This is a genomic window from Paenibacillus woosongensis (assembly GCF_030122845.1).
In the GTDB taxonomy this organism is placed as follows: Bacteria; Bacillota; Bacilli; order Paenibacillales; family Paenibacillaceae; genus Fontibacillus; species Fontibacillus woosongensis_A.
The window spans coordinates 3818714-3835262 of the sequence record NZ_CP126084.1 but is presented as its reverse complement, the minus strand read 5'-3'; the positions used below and the strand labels follow the sequence as shown (position 1 = coordinate 3835262).

The window sequence follows — 16549 nt, the reverse complement described above, 5'->3', positions numbered from 1 at the left end:
ACCATGACAATCGTAAGTTACGGTTGGTATATATATTTTTGTATAGATCCGAATTCATGCCAGCAGGAGGAGAATTATGTTTAAGTTGAAGCCGTCGAACAAAAAACGAATCGTTGCATCCTTAGCGGTATGTTTGCTGTCAGGGAGCCTTGGCGGAGGAGCAGGGGCAAGCGCCGTGGCAATCCCCGAATCGGTAACTCCGCCGAAGCCGTCATGGGGTTACTTTGTGGACCAATACAAAAATAATGATAAAGATCATTTATCGGCCGTCTCCAATCCCGCGATTGGAGTTCTATCGGAATATCACAAGCTCTGGACTCCCGGGGACAGCTGGGATACGGGAAGCAAATTGAACAATGCGCTGCTGGACGCCAATATCCAGAAGGTCGTCGAAATCACTGCCAACCGGACGGCTGAAGAGGCGGAAGCCGCCTATTACGATGACCGCCGCAAGCAAAGCTACAGCGTTATTGAAGGATTGGGCCCCCTCACCGATATCTACCGCGTCAAAGCAGGAGCTAGGACGACGATCAAAAGCATTCCGGCCGACGCTACCCGTGTAAAATATGACGATGAGGGGACGAATTCGGGCATTCCCGAGTCATCGCTAGGCAGCATTGTCAGCTTAGTCGATACGCTGCGCGGCAGCTATTCTTCGACGAATCCTGCGAAGAGCTATTACAACTATGCCCGCCCTTTCCGCTGGAATGACCATGTAGCCGTCCTGCCAACTCTTGTTCCAGCTCAAAACCCCGATCCAAGCAATGACGGCGGCTATCCCAGCGGTCACACGAATGCGGCATACTTGACGGCCTACGCGATGGCTTATGCCATCCCGGAGCGTTACCAGGAGCTGCTCACCCGCGCATCGGAGCTTGGGCACAATCGGATTGTCGCAGGTATGCACTCGCCATTTGACGTCATGGGAGGGCGGGTCATGGCGACAGCGCTAGCTGCGGCAATCCTGAATGATCCGGCCAACAGCAGCCTGAAGAAGGCGGCCTACGAGGAGGCGCACAATATATTGCTCGCTCATACGGGGGCAGCGGCAGATCGTTTCAGCGATTATGCTGCGAACAAGCAGAACTTTACGAAGCGGTTGACTTATGATTTTCCACAGGCAGGGCCAACAGGTAAGCCGGCCGTCGTGCCGAAAGGAGCGGAGGTGCTGCTGGAGACGCGATTTCCATACCTCGACGATACGCAGCGCCGCTGGGTGCTGGCTACGACGGCTCTCCCTTCCGGGTATCCCGTGCTGGATGACGAGGAAGGCTGGGGGCGTCTCAATCTCTTTGCAGCAGCGGATGGATACGGCGCATTTGCAGGTGACGTTACGGCAACAATGGATTCTACGCAAGGCGGCTTTCATGCAGAGGACCGCTGGCGTAATGACATCTCCGGCACAGGCAGGCTGATCAAGAAAGGGACAGGCACATTAAAGCTGGAAGGCAGCAATATGTATTCCGGGGGAACGCGGATCGACGGAGGGACGCTTGTTGGCGAATCGGAAACGGCGTTCGGCCTCGGAGACGTGTCCAATCAGGGAGGCACTCTCGTGGTTGCCAATGCTTCCGGCAAGCTGACGATCGGAGGAAGCTTCAAGCAGTCTGAGCAAGGAACGCTGGAGCTTCGCCTTGACGGCCCGAATGACGGGCTGCGGATTAAAGGAAGCGCGTCGTACGCAGGAAGGCTGCGGGTAAACTTTGCGAAGGGTTACGTGCCTAAGGGCGTCATCACGATTATTACGGACGGCAGTCCGGATAAAAATGGAGAGTTTGCATCGGTAGAGACCGCCGGGTTGCCGAGCGGTTATAAAGTTCAGACGATCTACAATGGCTATAGCGTTCAGTTGAAGGTGCATGCGGGCAAGTAGCTTTTGATGCCTTTCAGGCATCGTCCAAACGAAACTGGAAAAAGCCAATTTACGGTCTTCTCAACCCCGTAGATTGGCTTTGTGCAATTAAAATACTCTATCATTACGCTCTATTCTGCTGCTGTATTGGGTTACAAGCTGCCATAAGCCGCTGCGCGGACGCGAAGATGGTGATACTCCTCCATGTTAGGGAATAATTGATGCATGTACACTACCGAGAAGCCTTCGCTTGGATCGATGGAAGCCCAGGTGCCCGCGGCGCCGGTCCAGCCGAATTCACCGATGGAGCTGTTGGAGTGACCGGCCGCCGGATCCATCATTGTTCTGACGCCAAGCCCATAGCCGTAACCAGCAAGGTAGGAATTGTGGAAGTCGGCCAACTGTCTATCATTTAAATGATTAGTCCGCATTAGATCGATCGTCTTCCGGCCGATGATTCGCTCACCCTTCCCAACTCCGCCGTTGGCCAGCATTTGCGTGAAGGCCAGATAATCCTTCAAGGTGGAGTAGAGTCCGACACCGCCGCTCTCATAAATAGAGTCTGCCTGATGATGCTCATCAAGCCAGCCGGGAACCTCCTGCAGAGATCCATCTGCGGCAGGGCTATAACAGGAAGCCATCCGCTCCTCGATATTATCGCGATAACGGTATCCTGTGCTGGTCATTCCCAGAGGGCTGAACAGCTCCTCCTGCAAAAACTGGCCCAGCGATTTGCCGGAAATGACCTCGATCAAAGCGCCGACCAAGTCGTGCCCGTACCCGTAAAGCCACTGCGTGCCCGGTTCAAAGGCCAGCGGAACCTGAGCTGCGGCTTTGACTTCGGTGAGCAGGCTGTATTTTCCATGCTCATCCTTTAGCTTCTGCTGCAGATCTCTTAGCTGCCGGGCCGATTCGGATTCCCCGAAGGGGTAAGGAATTCCTGCGGTCATGCAGAACGCGTCTTTGATAAGAATCGGGTTTTTGGCGGCTTCCATATAGATTTCGCCGTTCGGTTTGGTCTTGACGACCTGCGGATTTTTATATTCGGGAATGTATTCATGCAGCGGCTCATTCAGCAGAAAATGTCCTCTTTCGAAGAGCATCATGGCTGCGGTACATACGACGACTTTTGTCATGGAGAACAACCGGAACACCGTTTCGTCAGATATCGGGATTTCCTTGCTTACATTGGCGTAACCGTGATAGCCTTCATACAAAATTTCCCCATGTCTTGCTACAGCGCAGGCACAGCCAGCAAGATTCTTCTTCGTAAAGCCGTCCAGCATTGCGTCCAGATGCCGGAAATCTCCCATACCAGATCCCCCATTTCATTGATTTTAATGATCGTATCCGTATAAAAGTTCATATATCCGTGAATAAAATCATCATACTGCAAACAGGGCTTTTGGGGCAAACTTCCATTTTTTTGAATTGTAAAATTTAAGATGTTTATCCGTAGATTATTCCACTTCCATTCGCGGTAGCGTCATATGTACTGATTTATTCAAATATGCAGCCCAAACTGGACAAAGATGTCTTGAAGACGGTATGCAACTGTGTTATATCATAGTCACGGGCTTAAGTACCGAATAATTATGACTATTACAATTAAGGCATGTATAGCATCATGAAGCGGAGAGATCAATTTTGACAACCATGAACAAAAGAGCTGCAGCACGACAAGACAGACAGATGCTGATCCTTCGTGGAATAAACTTCTGGCAGTACGCTATTTTAGCGGTGCTTGCGCCATTTTTGCCGTTGTATTTTGCGAACTTGGGGTATTCGTCCTCGCAAGTCGGTTTTCTTATGATGATTGGCCCGTTTGTGGCAAGCATGGTTCAGCCGTTCTGGGGGTATGTGAGCGACCGGCTGCAGACGGTAAAAATGATGATTTTTTGGCTGTGGATGTTGGCGATTGTCAGCAGTGTCGCATTGTTCAACTCTGGGGAGAGCTATGTACTGACGCTATGTTTCGTGTTATCGTTGTACTTCTTCTATCAGCCGACGATGCCGTTGCTGGACAGCATTTCCGTCCAATCGGCAGCGCGCAGGGGGAGATCCTACGGTTCGTTGCGGCTGTTCGGCTCTTTGGGCTACACCGTAGTATCCCTGTCGGGAGGGCTGCTGCTGGCTGTTTTGGGCGGGATTACCGGTCTGCCGTATTTGCTGTGGGCCGCTTGGGTCGTGCCGTTACTACTGCTGATCTTCCTGCGCGACGAGCCTGCCGAAGGAGAAGGCATGACTCTGACCACCTTAAAAGAACTGTTCACGAACAAATCATTCCTGTGGTTTCTGTTTCTGGTATTCGTCATTTCAGTTCCTCATCGGATGAATGATGTTATGCTTGGCCTGTACATGAAGGAGCTGGGCGCCACCGATGCCATGGTCGGATGGGCCTGGGCTCTGGCCGCGGCCATGGAAATTCCCGTATTCGCTTTGCTCGGCAAGTATCTAAACCGGATCCACGAATATGTGTTGATTGGCATTGTCGGTCTTTTATACACGATTCGTTGGTTCATGTATTATGTATCGGATGATCCGTGGGTTCTATTGGCGCTGCAAGCAGGGGCTGCTATTACCTTTGCTGTGTTTTGGATCGTGGCCATGCATTATGTCGCACGGATTCTTCCTCCGCAGCTAGGGGCTACGGGTTTTTCACTGCTGAGCATGGTGTATCTTGGCCTGGCCGGCATGACGGGCGGAGTCGTGGGCGGGAGACTATCCGATCTGTACGGGGGATCAAGCATGTATTTGTTTGCAAGCATTACTTCCCTTGTCGGAGGAGTCCTGTTTCTGGCGACGGAAGCGATGTCCCGCCGACGTGCCTGGAAAGCCCGGTGATAAAGTCACACCATATGAAAAAGCCGCCTATCGCGTATCGGAGCGCGAAGGGCGGCTTTGTTTTTGTAGTTAGCAAGGTTAGCAGCGGGTCAGGTCCGGGGTTTGAAGATGCCAAACGGGCGCCCTACCGGCAGAAATACCCGGCCGAAATGCACATTCAGCACCGCCGCTCCGGCGCCATACAGCGAGAGCAGGGCAATCCCCATTTCCGCGTAAGCAGCCAGGGTGTGGAACACTTCCGGGGCAATGCCAAATGCATCCATAGCTAGACCTAGAAAAAGAAGATCAATCAGGACAAATATGAAGAAGAGCACTTTATGTGTCTCCATAGCACCGATGGTCATAAATATAGTAAAGATGAGGTATCCGGTAAAAGCAAAGCCAAGCTGCCTGCCGTCTATGCCAGCAGCCAGCTCCGGCCCGAATGCGCCGAGCTTGATCAGCCAGCTGACGCCCATGGAGAACCAGAAGAAGGCATAGGCGCCAAAGGCGGTCATCCCAAAGGTGTTGTTATGCTTCGCATCCTGGATGCAGGCGAACAACTGGGCGAACGACCCGAGAAATATCGCCCACGGAAGGACATAACTTAAGCCGTCCGTCAGTCCCAGCTTTTGCGAGGAAGCGACTAGAGTGACGATCGCCAGTCCAAACAGGCCGATTCCGCTGGGATCAGCCGTGATGATTTTGACATGAGTAGAATTTGCAATTTGCATAGCTTTGTAAAAGCCTCCACAAGATGATATATTGCTGCATTCCTCCGATAGCGGAATGAAGACCGAGGCATTCATTATACCGGATTTGGACGGGTTCTGCAGCGATGTTTTTCCACATCAAGAAAGAAGAGCGAAGATTCCTGTGTACATGCACATCTAGGCCAGTGCCTACATACAATGTAGAACTGAATTTCATCGTGAGCTGAAGCGGGGCGCCGCGATCCCCTTTGGCCAATCGACGTGGGGGTGCTTTGGTCATGGAATTATTTTCTGCGATTGCCTTGTTTGTGAAGCAGCTGACTTTGCTAGTGTCTTATGTGAAAAACAATGCGTTTCCCCAGCCATTGACAGAGGAGGAGGAAGCGAAGCATCTTCAGCTTATGGCGGAAGGAGATGCTGTGTCCAGGAATATGCTGATTGAGCATAACCTGCGGCTGGTGGCTCATATCGTCAAGAAATTCGATAACACGGGCGAAGACCTGGAGGATCTCATCTCGATCGGGACGATCGGGCTGATTAAAGCGATCGAGAGCTTCCGGCCGAACAAAGGGACGAAGCTGGCGACATTTGCGGCCCGCTGTATCGAGAACGAGATACTGATGCATCTTCGGTCACTGAAAAAGACGCGTAAAGATGTGTCACTGCACGATCCGATTGGAACGGACAAAGAGGGCAATGAGATTACGCTCATAGATATATTGGGAACGGAAGCCGACGATGTGGTCGACCGGGTTCAACTAAAAATGGAAAAGAGCAAAATCTATCAAAACCTCGATATTCTCGAAGCAAGGGAGCAGGAGGTTATTAAGGGTCGCTTTGGTCTCGAACATGGAGGGGAGGAGCGGACGCAGCGTGAAATCGCCAAGGAGCTCGGCATTAGCCGTAGCTATGTGTCGCGGATCGAGAAAAGGGCGCTGATGAAGTTGTATCATGAGTTTTATAAGAAGAAATAAGGTTCATTTTGCAGGCTGCTCAGTTCAATCGCTAGCAGTCTGTTTCATGATTATACATCTAGATACAAATAACATTCCTCGTGCATATAACTTGACGTAACCCTGTTCGGTACCGCCTAGCTATGTGGCTGGGGAGAGAACAAGAGGTTATTCAGTCGAGCCGTGAAAGGTTTATCCAAAGAAGCCATTCCTTTGTCAGGAGTGGCTTTTGTTATATGCTGATGTATATTTTGCTGTCAAACAGTACTTTGTACTTTACATTACAGTGAACTGTAACACAAGGGATTGTGCTAGATTATCGTGTGGGATCGGAATGCCATAGTACTTGATAACAGATGAATGTGATTTCGTTCCCGTAATTCGCTGGCCGTTAAAATAACAATTTAAAGGTGAAAGTGTGAGTGTTAAAGAAAAATATAAAACTTGAAACGTTTCCAAAAAGGTGTTGAAACGTTTCCAACTTGATGTTATTATATGGTTCATAAGAGAGTCCGGGGGGGGGAATATGGCAAGTATTAAAGATGTAGCTAACTTGGCTGGTGTTGCTGTGGGGACCGTTTCCCGAGTCATTAACAACTCTGGCGCTGTAAAACCTAATACACGCAGAAAAGTAGAGGAAGCTATACGAGAACTGAATTATATTCCAAATGAAGTAGCGCGAAATTTCAAAATGCAGAAATCCAAGATGGTAGCTCTATTGCTCCCAAGTATCTGGAATCCTTTCTTCTCTGAACTGGCTTATTATATTGAGGATGAGTTGGACCTCGAAGGCTTCAAGCTCATGCTGTGTAACAGCGGTGGCAAGCCTGAGAAGGAATTGTATTATCTGGATATGCTCAGGCAGAACAAAGTGGCGGGTATTGTAGGCATTACTTACAATGATATTGAAAGTAATGTTAGCCATGATATTCCTATTGTAAGCATCGACAGACACTTTGATAAAAAAATTACTTGCGTCACTTCGGACAATTATGAGGGGGGACGCATAGCTTTAAGGGAGCTTGTTAAGGCAGGTGCCCGGAAACCGGCTTTTATTGGGAGTGTCACTTCCGTTTTCAGTGAAACGATGAATCGGAAAAAAGGGTTCATTCATGAAGCGGAAACGTTGGGAATCGAAGTTGTGGTCTATGAAAAACCGGATCCCATTGTCGATGAAAATGCCTTTTTTAATGAATTTTTTAATGAATATGGCGATGTGGATGGCGTTTTCGCTATTACGGATATGTTAGCCGCCAGCTATATAGAAAGAGCACGAAGACAGGGCATTCGTGTTCCAGAGGATGTAAAGGTTATCGGTTACGACGGCATTCAAAATCATCCCTATTTTCATCCTATCCTATCAACGATCAGGCAGCCGGTGGAAGAAATGGCCCGTATGACGATCAGGCTTCTTTACAACAAGATCGAAGGTAAACCTCTAGATAAGCAGGTGTACCGTATTCCTGTCATTTATAAGCCAGGCGAAACTACATGATCCCTTTTAGGAGAAAAACATCAGTTTATCCGGTATGGATAAATGAACTGAAGTTTTTCTATTCCAAAATTGGAAACGTTTCAAGTGAATAACCTATTCCAATTTATATAGATATTTGACGAAGATATCAATTTATTATGGTTGATTCATTATATAAATTAAACGGGGGCGTTTTGCTCCACCTAAATTGGAAACGTTTCAAAGTTGCTGATTAATTTACATTGAAAGGGAGTATAAGAGTGAACTCAAGAACTAGCGGATTGGATCATTCCATAATCAAACCGAACCGCAAAAGATGGAGAAGGGTAAAACGGGACTATGAACTGTATCTGTTTTTGTTGCCCATCATTATTCTTTATCTCGTCTTCAAATATTATCCGATGTACGGCGTGCAGATCGCTTTTAAGGATTTCACCCCAAGTAAGGGGATCTGGGGAAGTGAATGGGTAGGGTTTCAACACTTTATCGATTTTTTTAATTCCTATAACTTCTGGACAATCATCACGAATACGCTCTCTCTCAGTTTTCTTTCATTGTTATTTAGCTTTCCAGCTCCAATCATTATCGCAATCATGCTGAATCAGATGCTCGGTAAGAGATACAAGAAATTTGTGCAGACGGTGATCTATGCCCCCCATTTTATTTCTACCGTCGTACTGGTCGGTATGCTTAATGTTTTTTTATCTCCAAATAGCGGAATTGTGAATCACATGATCACCTGGTTCGGTGGAGAGCCTATTCTCTTTATGGCGAACGAGGGCTGGTTCCGGCCATTGTATATACTATCAGGTTTATGGCAGGAAACCGGATTCTCAACCATTATTTACCTTGCTGCTCTTGCAGGAGTCAATCCTGAGCTCCATGAAGCTGCAATAATGGATGGGGCAAGCAAATGGAAGCGTGTATGGAATGTGGATATTCCAAGTATTTTGCCAACGATCGTCATTCTGCTGATTCTAGCACTCGGCAACGTGATGAGCATCGGCTTTGAAAAGGCATTTCTTATGCAGAGCGATTTGAATTATGCTGCCTCCAATATAATCCCTACCTACGTGTATGAAATGGGGATTCAGAAGGCTCAATACAGCTTTTCTACGGCAGTTGGCCTGTTTAATTCTGTCGTCAATATTATCCTGATTGTCACCGTTAACTGGATTGCTAAAAAGATGACAGAAACTAGTCTGTGGTAGGAGGAGTTCATCTTGTATCAGTTATTAAAAAGAAAGAGCAGAGGGGACGTATGGTTCGATATTATCAACAATATTCTGTTAACCCTCGTTATGCTGCTCGTATTATTCCCGTTGTATTTTGTGCTGATCGCTTCATTTAGTGATCCCAATTATATCTACTCCGGTGAGGTCTGGTTATTTCCAAAAGGCTTCACGTTGGATGGCTACGAGCGGATTTTTAGTGATTCCTCCATATGGATTGGGTACGTTAATTCGATATTATACGCAACCCTAGGAACAATAATTGGTGTCGCCGTGACTGTATTCGCGGCCTACCCGTTGGCTCGTAAAAATTTGGTAGGTAAATCGGTGATTATGTGGTTCTTAATGATTACGATGTTTTTTAGCGGAGGGCTGATCCCTACCTATTTGCTGATTAAGGATCTTCACATGCTGAATACGATCTGGGCACTTGTTATTCCTGGAGCGGGCGGTGTATTCAATGTGATTATCGTGAGGACATTTTTTCAATCTTCCATACCTGACGAAATGTGGGAAGCGGCTTCTATTGACGGGTGTTCCAACACCAGATTCTTCTGGAGCATCGTCCTGCCATTGTCCAAATCCATCCTGGCTGTCATGGTGTTGTATCATGTCGTCGGCTTCTGGAATGGTTTCTTCGACGCTTTGATCTACCTGAACGATGAAAACAAATATCCTCTGCAATTGGTGCTTCGCAACATACTTGTTCAGAATCAAGTCAACTCTGGGATGATGATCGATGTGGAATCTTACGCAGCCAAAATGCGCGTTACGGAATTGATTAAATACGGTGTCATCATCGTATCCAGTCTGCCGCTGTTGATTCTGTACCCTTTTTTGCAGAAGTACTTTGTAAAAGGCGTGATGATCGGATCGATCAAGGGTTGAGTTTAATGTTGGTTGAGTTTAATGTTGACGAAGCTTGAAAGGGGGGATGTGCAGAAATTGAACAAACGCAAATGTAGAGCACGTATGATTTTATCTTGACGGATGAATAAAAGGGAGGTTATCTATGTGAAGTCTTTATTTAAAAAAGCAGGAATTCTTGTATTAGCCGGAGCATTTGTGCTTAGCGGATGTTCGGAAAACGGCAACGGGTCAAAAAAACAGGAAAGCAGCCCGGTTCAAAATACAAATTTCAACAAAACCGGCCTTCCAATTGTGAACAATACAGTGACATTAAGAATGGTATCCCCGAAAGCTGCATTGGCGCCGGAGTTCTCGGAAATGGAAATTTTCAAGCGGCTGGAAAAGGAAACAAACATCAAGATCAAATGGGAGAACATTCCTGACACCGATTATGCAGAGAAGAAAAACTTGTTACTCGCAAGCGGAGATTTGCCGGATGCATTTTATGCAGCTGGATTTACCGACTACGAGCTAATCAATTACGGTAAAGACGGAACCATTATTCCGTTGGAGGATTTAATTGATCAATATGCACCTAACTTGAAAGCGCTTTTCGAACGACGGCCAGATATCAAATCATCGATTACGGCGCCGGATGGGCATATCTATGGGCTGCCGTCTTGGGAAGATAATAATCTTGGAACTAACCCCTTCTTTCACGTCATCAACAAAAGCTGGCTTGATAAGCTGGGTCTGAAAGTGCCGCAAACACTGGATGAATACACGGAGGCACTGCTTGCCTTTAAAACTCAGGATCCAAATGACAATGGAAAGCAGGATGAAATCCCACTCAGCTTTATGCATATGCAGTGGTGTATGGATATTGCCGGAATTTTCGGCGCCTTCGGACTTCCGGATAACCTGGAGCATAGAGTCGTACGCGATGGAAAAGTCATTTTCACCGCAAATCAGCCTGAATATAAGGAAGCTCTTAAGTATTTTCATGAAAAATGGTATAAACAGGGCCTGATTGATCCAGAATCCTTTACCCAGGACGCAGCACAATATCTGGCAAAAGGTAAAACAACAGATGAGACACTTGGATCTTATATCTGGTGGGAAATCGATGAGGTTGTCGGGACTGAGCGCAGTAAGGATTATGTTCTGCTGTCTCCGCTGAAAGGGCCGAATGGAGGTCAGACAATCGGACGTGCCAATGGCGGTGGTCCAGGACGAGGGGCTTTTGTTATTACCAAAGAAAATAAGAACCCGGAAATCACCATGCGTTGGATCGATCAGCAGTATGAACCATATATGGCCGCTCAAATCCATTGGGGCCCGCTGGACGTCGTATTTGAGAAGGATGAAAGCGGTAAGTTGGTGAACTTGCCGGTTCCGGATGGAATCTCCGCAGGTGAGTTTCGCCAAAAGGTTGCTCCGGGTTCGGGCGGACCAGGCGTCATTACTTTTGAAGATTTCGGAAAAATTGTAGACATGGAGCTGCGGGCCCAGCAGCGTGCTAAAGATTTGGAGCAATATTACAATCCGTACATGGAAAAGGAAAACTATCCAAGCATCTTCTTTGAACCAGAGGAACTGGACAAAATCAACAAGATTGAGCCTGAATTGATCAAATACGTAAATACGCAAAGAGCTAAATTCATTGTTGATGGCGGCGTGAATGAACAGTGGGACAACTATGTGAAGACACTGGAGAAGATGGGCCTGAATGACTTAATGGAAATTTATCAAACCGGGCTTGATCGTTATAACGAAAACTTAAAAAATAAATAACTAGAGGATAGGTGGGGAGAAACTGTGCTTGATGTTATTGCGATCGGGGAAGTATTGATTGACTTTACTCCGGCAGGCCGTACAGCGGGAGGTAACGAGCAGTTTGAATGCAATCCTGGAGGGGCTCCGGCTAATGTAGCCGCTGCGCTATCCCGATTAGGAGCAAGAACGGCATTGGTTAGCAAGGTCGGGGAGGATCAATTCGGTTCCTTGCTGCAGAAGACTTTACTTAACATCGGTGTGGATGTGACTGGAGTATCTTATACGAAGGAAGCGAGCACTACGCTGTCATTTGTTCATTTGGATGACAAAGGGGATCGCTCCTTCAGCTTCTTCCGGAGCCCGGGAGCGGATACCTTCTTACACACAAGAGATATTCCGCTGGGCAGGATTGAAACGTGCCAAGTATTACATTATGGCTCGTTGTCCATGACTCATGAACCGGCCCGGACGGCAACAAAGACGGCAGTTCTTAAGGCAAAGGAAGCAGGAGCTTTACTTTCGTTCGATCCGAATATCCGGTTTGCGTTATGGGAGAGTCAGGAGGAGGCCAAGCAGAATATTCTTTGGGGCCTGATGTATGCCGATATCTTAAAAATATCGGAAGAAGAGCTTGCTTTTATTACGGGCACAGATGATGTGGAAAAGGGCTCACTTGAGCTTCAGCAACAGTTTGATATCACGTTAATCGTCGTTACTTTAGCGGAAAAAGGCTGCTATTACCGATTGGCTGGGCAGGATGGATATGTTCCAGGATTTCAAGTAAACGTCATCGACACGACAGGAGCCGGGGATGCCTTTCTGGGCTGCTTGTTATATAAAATCCTGGAAGCAGGAAGCTCTCTGAATGATCTATCCAACCAGCAAATCACTAGCATGCTGACTTTTGCTAATGCCGGCGGAGCGCTGGTAACAACACGAAAGGGGGCTCTTGGAGCAATGCCGACGACAGATGAAATAAATCAGATGATTGATTCCAACCAACAGGTTAATGATGAATATTTCCGACCGGGTTTTCATTTTTCACCTCCATCCCATTGGTTGAATGATCCCAATGGATTAGTTTTTTACGAGGGAACTTATCATTTATTCTACCAGCACCACCCTTACGGAAATAAATGGGGACCGATGCACTGGGGCCATGCGGTAAGCAAAGACCTGGTACATTGGGAGCATATGCCGATCGCCCTGTTCCCGGATGAGCACGGTGCTATTTTCTCGGGCTGCTGTGTGGTGGACTGGAAAAATAGCAGCGGATTGTTCGAAAAATCTCATGGATTGGTTGCGCTCTTTACCCATGCGGATACACATCCGGAGACCGGACAGCCGCGCCAGCGGCAAAGCTTGGCTTACAGCAGTGACAAAGGTCAAACCTGGCAGAAATATGAGGGGAATCCCGTACTTGCAGAGGATGAGCTTGTTGACTTCCGTGACCCGAAGGTGTTCTGGCATTCACAAAGCGGGCGCTGGATTATGGTTCTCGTGGCAGGAGATCATGTCCGGTTCTACCAATCTAAAAATCTGCGTGAATGGTCTTTTAGCGGTGAATTCGGTAGAGGAGAAGGTTCACATGACGGAGTTTGGGAGTGCCCTGATCTGTTTGAATTGCCGATTGATGACACCGGGCGTACCAAATGGGTACTTATCATAAGCATCGGCGATAATCCCAGATGTCCGGAAGGATCACGTACGCAATATTTTATTGGAGAGTTTGACGGAAATACATTCATTAACGACAATACGGCCGATCACATCATGTGGCTGGATTATGGTAGAGACAATTATGCAGGAGTTTCCTGGTCGGATATACCTGAGAAAGACGGACGCCGTGTAATCATCGGGTGGATGAGTAACTGGAAGTATGCCAACGAGACACCTACCGGTTCTTGGAGAGGGGCTATGACTCTACCTCGCGCCTTGTCACTGACCGAACGGGACGGAAGTGTGAGTTTGACCCAAATGCCAGTCCGGGAAACGGAACAGCTTCGCAAAGAATCCATGCGCTGGAATGACGTCACTGTTACGCCGAAGACTCCTTTTTTGCAGAAGGTGAAGGAGGATTTGCTAGAGATTGAAGCGGATATCGATATCCGGTCCGGTGAAGAAGTTCATATCGGATTGACATCCTCTGGGGAGGGAGAGATCGTAATCGGATATGACTCTGAGAATCAATGGATATTCATCGACCGTTCAAAATCGGGGGTTACGGATTTCCACTCATCATTCGCATGCAAGCACGGTGCGAGAATCGTTGCGTTGAACGGAAAGATCAAGCTGCATATCTGGCTGGACCGCAATTCCGTTGAAGTGTATGCGGATCATGGCCTGGTTGCACTGACGGATCAAATTTTTCCTGGCGCTCCTATCGAGAATGTCGAGGTAAGCACGAAATCAGGGCAGGTAGTACTGGATTCGCTTCAGATCCATACGCTTAAATCCATTACTATTCCCGGTAACACAGCTGAGTTGACTGTAGGGAGGGATGATGCATGAGCTGCCCAATGGATGACCAGGGATTAATCATGCATTGGCCTTTTGATGAAGGAGCGGGAGCAAGCGCTCTGGAGAATGTATCCCGTGTCCGCAATGAGATTCAGTACGTATTTAATCAAGCGGAGTTTACCGAACCGACCGGCCCGCAGTGGAGAAAGGGAGTAACGGGAAGCGGTCTCCTGTTCGACGGTTACTCGACTTTTATTTCCCATTCGGTCAGTGAAGAAACCACAAACGGCGGGCCGGAATTTCGATCGGCACTAAGCATAGGAGTGTGGGTTGCGCCACGCTCCTATGATTGGGGCTATGAAGGCAAGTTGGCTGCCATTGTGAACCGCCACAATATGGACTGCAAGCAGGGGTATTTGCTTGGCATATTCAGACACGGCCGCTGGTCTTTCCAGGTTGGACTCGAGGATGGGGGCTGGAAGGAAGTTTGGTCACCGGACGGCTGTGAACTGCCGAAGAATGAATGGTCTTATGTAAATGCTGTTTTTGATGGGAATAACGGCGAAATCAAGCTGTATTTGAATGGCCGTGAAATTGCTTATTCCGAAGTGCCCAGCGGTTCCCGCCTTGCTGAAGCCACGGGCACGGATTTGCTCATCGGCAAAAATAATCATAGCAGCGTGTGGGCGGGAATATTCAATCTCCAGATGTTTAGCGGTATCCTCGATGAATTGAAAATATACAACCGGGCCTTAAGTGCAGAGGAAGTGGCCGCTTCTTATCAGCAAATGCTTGATTCCGTGCATGGGGGCATTAAGCCTCAGTTGCAATATGATGAGATCAAGCTGGATCGGACACCTCTGCTGCAGGACCGGCACAGACCGCAGTATCATGTCAGCCCACCCGCCCATTGGATGAATGAACCGCATGCGCCGATCTATTTTGACGGGAATTATCATTTGTTCTATCAGCATAACCCGCTAGGGCCGTTCTTTTATCATATCCATTGGGGGCATTGGGTCAGTGAGGATCTCGTACATTGGCGTGATCTTCCGGTGGCCCTGGCGCCTGAAAAGGATCAGCTTGCACCGGACGGAATCTGGTCGGGAAGTGCAACTTATGATGCGGACGGTCTGCCTGTCTTGTTCTTTACGGCAGGCAATGACAGTGCTTCGCCGAATCAGAGCGTGGCGCTTGCCCGGAGCACTTATTCCCGGGATGGCGATCCGAATTTGGTTCAATGGATCAAGCATCCGGAGCCGCTCATCGTACAGGAGAAGGGAATGGGCGCATTCGGGGATTTTCGCGATCCGTTCGTGTGGAAGGACGATGAAGGCTGGTATGCTTTAGTTGGATCAGGAATCGAAGGCGAAGGCGGGGCTGCACTGGCATTTGCGTCCAAAGATATGCTGAATTGGACTTACAAAGGGCCATTTTATCAGGCGGATATTCAGAAGTTCCCCTATCTTGGACCGATCTGGGAGCTCCCTGTCCTTCTTCCTCTTGGCACCGACAAGCAGGGTGAGAACAAGCATCTTTTACTGGTCAGCCCTGTGGGAAAGGGCGCCGATGTCGAGGTGTTCTATTGGATCGGGCGGCTGGATAAAGAACATCTTTCGTTCATTCCCGATCAGGAGGAACCGGAACTGATTGATGTCGGTGATTTCCATTTTACCGGCCCGAGCGGAATGGTGGATCCGAAAACCGGCAGAAACATCGTCTTCACGATCGCCCAAGGCGACCGGACGTCCGAACTGGAGTATCAATCAGGCTGGGCTCATAACGCAGGCTTGCCATTGAGCGTGTATTTGCGGGAGGATGGACGGCTGGGAATCGAGCCGATTCAAGAGCTGGAGTCTCTGCGTGGTGCTAAGCGGCTATCGATCCGTGACAAGTCATTGGCCGAGGCTAATGTGTTGTTAAGGGACGTTCAGGGTGACATGCTTGAGATTCAAGTGGAACTGGAGCCGGTTCGTGCGTCACAACTCGGAATCAAGGTCCGTTGTACGCCGGATGGTGAAGAGGAAACTTTACTGTACTATGATTTCAATGAAGCTAGACTCTTGGTGGACCGGACGAAGACGACGCTGCATCCAGGAGAAAAATGCAAAGGGATTCAAGGCGGCAAACTGGAACTGTTAGGTGAGAATTTGAAGCTTCATATCTATTTGGATCGCTCTATGGTTGAAGCCTATGCTAACGGATTGAAAAGCCTGACGACCCGGGTCTATCCGACCCGTAGGGATTCTTTGGGGCTAGAGATCTGGGGAGATGGAGAGCTTATCGTTAAATCTATGGAAGTATGGGATATGCAGTCTATTTGGTAGAGAAGCGCTTCGGCGCTTCTTGCCGATAGGCATAGAACGTTATATGCATTCAGGAAGTTTGCACCTGCATTTTGAAAGCGTTTTATTCGA

11 protein-coding genes are annotated in these 16549 nt (G+C 48.2%); 9 read left to right on the top strand and 2 right to left on the bottom strand.

What is annotated here, in order from left to right:
* The first annotated feature begins 76 nt into the window (after nt 1–76).
* Nucleotides 77–1873, top strand: coding sequence for an acid phosphatase (locus tag QNH46_RS17605; protein ID WP_283925419.1), 1797 nt, complete (start codon nt 77–79; stop codon nt 1871–1873).
* A 131-nt stretch (nt 1874–2004) separates the two neighbouring features.
* On the opposite strand, the gene QNH46_RS17600 is transcribed toward QNH46_RS17605, so the two are convergent.
* Nucleotides 2005–3165 carry a serine hydrolase domain-containing protein gene (locus tag QNH46_RS17600; protein ID WP_283925418.1) on the bottom strand — a complete coding sequence of 387 codons (1161 nt, stop codon included), beginning with the start codon at nt 3163–3165 and terminating at the stop codon, nt 2005–2007.
* A gap of 343 nt (nt 3166–3508) precedes the next feature.
* Between QNH46_RS17600 and QNH46_RS17595 the strand changes: the two genes are divergently transcribed.
* Entirely contained in the window at nt 3509–4696 is a 1188-nt protein-coding gene (locus QNH46_RS17595) for an MFS transporter (protein ID WP_283928479.1), read from the top strand.
* Between the two features lie 89 nt (nt 4697–4785).
* Here QNH46_RS17595 and QNH46_RS17590 read toward each other — a convergent pair whose 3' ends face one another.
* Nucleotides 4786–5409 carry an acetate uptake transporter gene (locus tag QNH46_RS17590; RefSeq protein ID WP_283925417.1) on the bottom strand — a complete coding sequence of 208 codons (624 nt, stop codon included), beginning with the start codon at nt 5407–5409 and terminating at the stop codon, nt 4786–4788.
* A gap of 257 nt (nt 5410–5666) precedes the next feature.
* Here QNH46_RS17590 and sigK point away from each other — a divergent pair, with 257 nt between their 5' ends.
* The 7 genes from sigK (at nt 5667) to QNH46_RS17555 (ending at nt 16459) form a co-directional block, all read left to right on the top strand.
* Complete coding sequence (gene sigK, locus QNH46_RS17585; RefSeq protein ID WP_055107206.1) at nt 5667–6362, top strand: RNA polymerase sporulation sigma factor SigK; 696 nt, start codon at nt 5667–5669, stop codon at nt 6360–6362.
* A gap of 505 nt (nt 6363–6867) precedes the next feature.
* Nucleotides 6868–7836, top strand: a complete 969-nt coding sequence (locus QNH46_RS17580; RefSeq protein ID WP_283925416.1) for a LacI family DNA-binding transcriptional regulator — start codon at nt 6868–6870, stop codon at nt 7834–7836.
* Between the two features lie 239 nt (nt 7837–8075).
* Entirely contained in the window at nt 8076–9026 is a 951-nt protein-coding gene (locus tag QNH46_RS17575; RefSeq protein WP_283925415.1) for an ABC transporter permease, read from the top strand.
* Nucleotides 9027–9038: 12 nt separating this feature from the next.
* Nucleotides 9039–9935: a carbohydrate ABC transporter permease gene (locus tag QNH46_RS17570; protein ID WP_283925414.1), complete on the top strand. Its 897-nt coding sequence runs from the start codon at nt 9039–9041 to the stop codon at nt 9933–9935.
* A gap of 126 nt (nt 9936–10061) precedes the next feature.
* Entirely contained in the window at nt 10062–11690 is a 1629-nt protein-coding gene (locus QNH46_RS17565; RefSeq protein WP_283925413.1) for an ABC transporter substrate-binding protein, read from the top strand.
* A gap of 24 nt (nt 11691–11714) precedes the next feature.
* A complete protein-coding gene (locus QNH46_RS17560) occupies nt 11715–14183 on the top strand; it encodes a PfkB family carbohydrate kinase (protein ID WP_283925412.1) in 2469 nt (822 codons plus the stop codon).
* A complete protein-coding gene (locus QNH46_RS17555) occupies nt 14180–16459 on the top strand; it encodes a GH32 C-terminal domain-containing protein (RefSeq protein ID WP_283925411.1) in 2280 nt (759 codons plus the stop codon). The genes QNH46_RS17560 and QNH46_RS17555 overlap by 4 nt, the downstream gene beginning before the upstream one ends.
* Nucleotides 16460–16549: the final 90 nt, after the last annotated feature.